The organism is Stenotrophomonas sp. HMWF023 (assembly GCF_003060985.1).
GTDB classification, from domain to species: domain Bacteria; phylum Pseudomonadota; class Gammaproteobacteria; order Xanthomonadales; family Xanthomonadaceae; genus Stenotrophomonas; species Stenotrophomonas lactitubi.
Genome location: NZ_QAIJ01000230.1, coordinates 1 through 4,157 on the forward strand (window position 1 = coordinate 1; position 4,157 = coordinate 4,157).

Sequence of the window (4,157 nt, forward strand, 5' to 3'; positions counted from 1 at the left end):
CCAGCCGTGTCGATCTGCTTGCCGGCAGCGTGACCTCCATTAGTGGCGCCGGCCTGACGCTGCCATTCGGCGGCACGGTGGACGGTGTGACCTGGCGAAAGGCCGGTGCCGAATTCAATGTGCTTGACCCCGGATCGGTCAATATCCCGATTGGTGTGAACATCGTGGCCAATGCGTTCAACGGCGCCACAGGCAGCGTCGTGGATGTTTCCGGCGGAGGTGAGTTGTCCGGCGCTGCCTTCGTGGCCGGGCGCGGCGGCTCGGTCGATATCCTGCGACACACGTTGGCGGATGCGAATCCGCGCTATGGCTTCAGTCACGCTGGCAATGCGGTCTACGCCATCGTGCCGGGGCGATCGGACGTGCAGGCTCCGTTGGCGACAGCAGACGGCAGCGCCAACCCGCGTGTGGGTCAACAGATCACCATACCCGCAGGCGTACCGGGGCTGCCGGCCGGCACCTACACGCTGCTGCCAGCCAGCTACGCCCTGCAGCTCGGCGCGTTCCGCGTCGAGATCGGCGCGGAGAACGCGATCGGCAGTGGCCAGCCGGTGTCGACCGGTACCGGTTCCTGGCGGCTCAGCGGGCATCAGGGCCAGGGCTTCGGTGGTTCGGTCTCGCCGCTGCTCACCGATCTGCTGCTGACGCCTGCGGAGACCGTACGGCGCCATGCCAGTTACAACGAAACATCCTACGGCACATTCGTGCAGGGCGTGGCTGAACGTCGCGGTGAAGCACTGCGCTGGCGACCCGTAGATGCCGGCAACCTCAGCCTGATGCTCGGCGATGGCGCGGGTCGCATGGGCACGCCGGCCGTCACCTTTGCTGGACTGTCGCGCTTCAATCCAGGCAGCGCGCAGGGGCGCGGCGGCATTCTCTCGGTCAACCTCGTTGCGTCGAACGGTGCATCGCTGGAGATTGTCAAAGAGGGCAGCAGCATCAGCACTGAGCGCGGCGCGACCGTCTTCGACGCGGCGCTCAATGCAATGCGGCCGGAGATCATGCTGATCGGCGGGACGTTCCGCCGTGACGCGACCACCAACACGGTGGAAGGCAGCGCAACGCAGCTGGCCGTGCGCAGCGGCGTCAATCTGGTGGCGCAGGAAGTGCTGCTCGCGGCCGCCTTCGGAGGCAAGGGCATCCTGCTGGAGCAGGGCGCCTCGATCGACACCCTGTCCCTGGCCGATCCCTCGCGTGTGGACCAGACCACGGCGCCCTATCTGGTCTCGGGTGGGCTGCTGGCAGTATCCAATCAGCGCTTGACGGCGCTCAGTGCGCAGGGTGGGGCAGCGGCAGGGGCGGTGGCGATCGATATCGGTGGCTGCGTGGCGGGCTGCAGCGGGCAGACCCGTTTGCTGTCTGCTGGCAGCATCAATGTGGTCACCGACGGCGCCTTGAACATCGGTGATGCGGTGAGCTATGGCACCCGTCAGCTGGGCCTGGGCATGTCTGCGCTCAACCTGGGCAGTGCCGAGGCCATTGCAGCGGCAGCGGCGGCCGGCGGCCTGCCGGCCGGCATGACCATGAACCAGGATGTCCTGCAGCGGCTGCTGCGCGGCAACACTGCGTCTGGCGCGCCTGCGCTGGAAGCACTGAGCCTGACCGCGCGTGATGCGATCAACGTGTTCGGCAGCGTGGACCTGGACACCCGTGACAGCGCGACCGGGCGCAGCAGCCTGCGCAGCCTGGTGCTGGGTGCACCGGCCATCCACGGCTACGGTGCCGCCACCGACCGCGCACGCATCTTTGCCGATACGCTGGTCTGGGACGGTACGCTGGCGGGCACGACGTTGCCGGGCGGCGAACAGGCACAGCCGGGCGGGGAGGCGATGGTCGGTCGTCTCGGCAGTGGCCAGCTGGAGATCAACACGCGCACGCTGCACTTGGGGCGAGCGCCGTTTACCCGGCCCAATTCGTCGGTGGCCGCCGATCGCCAGGTCCTCGGCTTTGCCGGGGTCACGCTGGCAGCGTCCGAGCGGATGCTGTTCTCGGGCAAAGGCAGTCTCGATGTTTTCCAGCAGCAAGGCGACTACGTGGCTGGCAGCGGCTGGCAGCTGACGGGAGGCGCGCTGGATATCGTCACGCCGTTGCTGACAGGCGATGCGGGCGCGCAACTGGCGATACGCAGTGGCGGCAACGTGCAGCTGCGCGGCGCAGGCGCCACCGCAGGCAATGACGCGCTGGGGGCGGAGCTGTCGATCAAGGCCGACCGCATCGCGATCGACAGCCGGGTGGCGCTGGCCTCCGGCCGGTTCGATGCCAATGCACGCGAGGGAATTTCGCTGGGCGGCAGCGCCGTGCTGGACCTGGCCGGCCGCAAGGTCAGCCTGTACGACGTGGACAAGTACAGCTGGGGCGGCGATGTCACGTTGTCATCCAGCGAGGGCGATATCAGCGCCGATGCGGCTTCGCGCATCGACGCATCGGCACGCAACAACCGTGGCGGTCGCTTGACGGTGCAGGCACTGGGCAAGCAGGGGGGCAGCGTGGCGCTGGCCGGAACACTGCTGGGCAGTGCCAGCGGGCGCTACGATGCGGGCGGTACCGAGGTGCCCTACGACGGCGCTGAACTGGTATTGCGTGCTCGTCAGCTGCAGGACTTTACCGGGCTCAACACACGGCTGACGAGCGGTGGCATTACGGGTGGCCGTGCCTTCCAGTTGAGCGAAGGTGACCTGGTGATCGGTAATGAAGTGAAGGCTCGCCACGTCGATATCAGCCTTGATGGTGGCAGCCTGCAGGTCAACGGCCGCATCGATGCCAGCGGCGAACAGGTCGGCAGCATCCGCCTGTCGGCACGCGATGTGCTGCGCGTGGACGGCACGCTGGATGCCCATGGCAGCGGCCTGCGCGTGGACAGCTACGGCAAGATCATCGACAGCCCGAACCGGGCCACGATCGAGCTGACGTCGGCCAGTGGAGGCCTGCAGCTGGGCGGTGCGTCGGCGCTGGATCTGCGTGCCGGCACCTCGGTGCCGGCCGGTACCGCTGCGGGGCAGAACGATGGACGTGCACGCGGCAGCGTCAAGCTCAATGTGCCGCGCGTGGGCACCGATGATGCGGCCATCGACGTGGCCAACGGCATCCGCATCGTCGGTGCCGGCGATATCCAGGTCAACGCAGTGCGCATCTATGACTCGGCACCGCTGGCCAGCGCGCCGGACGTGCATGGCCATCGCCCGCAGGTGATCAACCAGCGCTGGCTGGATACGGTGGTGGACCCGGACAACAGCGTCTGGATGAACGGCGCGCTGGCCAACACCGGTCTGCAGCAGCGCACTGCGGCCTTGGGCAGCTACCGCCTGCGCCCGGGTGTGCAGATCGTGGCGCGGACCAGCGCCGACAATCCGCGCGGCGATCTGGTGGTGGCCGGCGATATCGATCTGTCCGGCTACCGCTACGGTCCGCAGTCGAACCGGATCGACCCGACGCGCCGGGGCTTCGGTGAATCCGCCGCGCTGGTGCTGCGTGCCGAGGGCGATATCAATGTCTACGGCAGCATCAATGACGGCTTTGCGCCGCCGCCGGCCAATCCCGATGAGGACGGCTGGGTGCTGCTGGAGGGGCGCAGTGGCGGTACGCCCAACACCGCGTTCGGCGGCGACCTGATCGTGCCCGGCGAGGGTGTCCAGCTGCAGCGCGGAACCGAGTTCCGCGCCGGCGCCACGCTGAACTATGCATTGCCATTCGAGGGCGTGACCTTGCCGGCGGGAACCGTGCTGCCGGTGGAAATGGTGTTGTCCGGGCCGCTGCTGCTGCCGGCCGGTACTGTGCTGGGCGCGGCAGTAACGACTGGCAGCGGGCAGGTGATGGCGGCCGGTACCGTGCTGGCACAGGCGCTGGCTTTGCAGTCCGGTTCCCGCCTGGGTGCCGGCTTCCGCCTGCGCACGCCAGCGCCGGTGGCCGCACAGGTGTGGCCGGCCGGTGTCGCCCTGCCCATGGCAATGAAGCTCTCCGGCGCACTGGATCTGCATGCCGGTGCGATCATTCCCTCGATGACCAAGGTGGAGCTTGCCGGCGACGCGCCGGTAAAGCTGCGGACCGCGGATGCCAGCGGTCGGCAGGGACGCAACTGGGCGCTGGCGGCTATGCTGCCTGAAGGCACGACGTCCTGGGATCTGACTGCGGTGGCGGGTGCGGATACCACCGCTGCCGAC

1 pseudogene is annotated in these 4,157 nt (G+C 68.1%); it reads left to right on the forward strand.

The window, feature by feature from the left end:
• A pseudogene (locus DBR20_RS23135) lies at positions 1 to 4,157 on the forward strand (transporter); the annotation flags it as partial.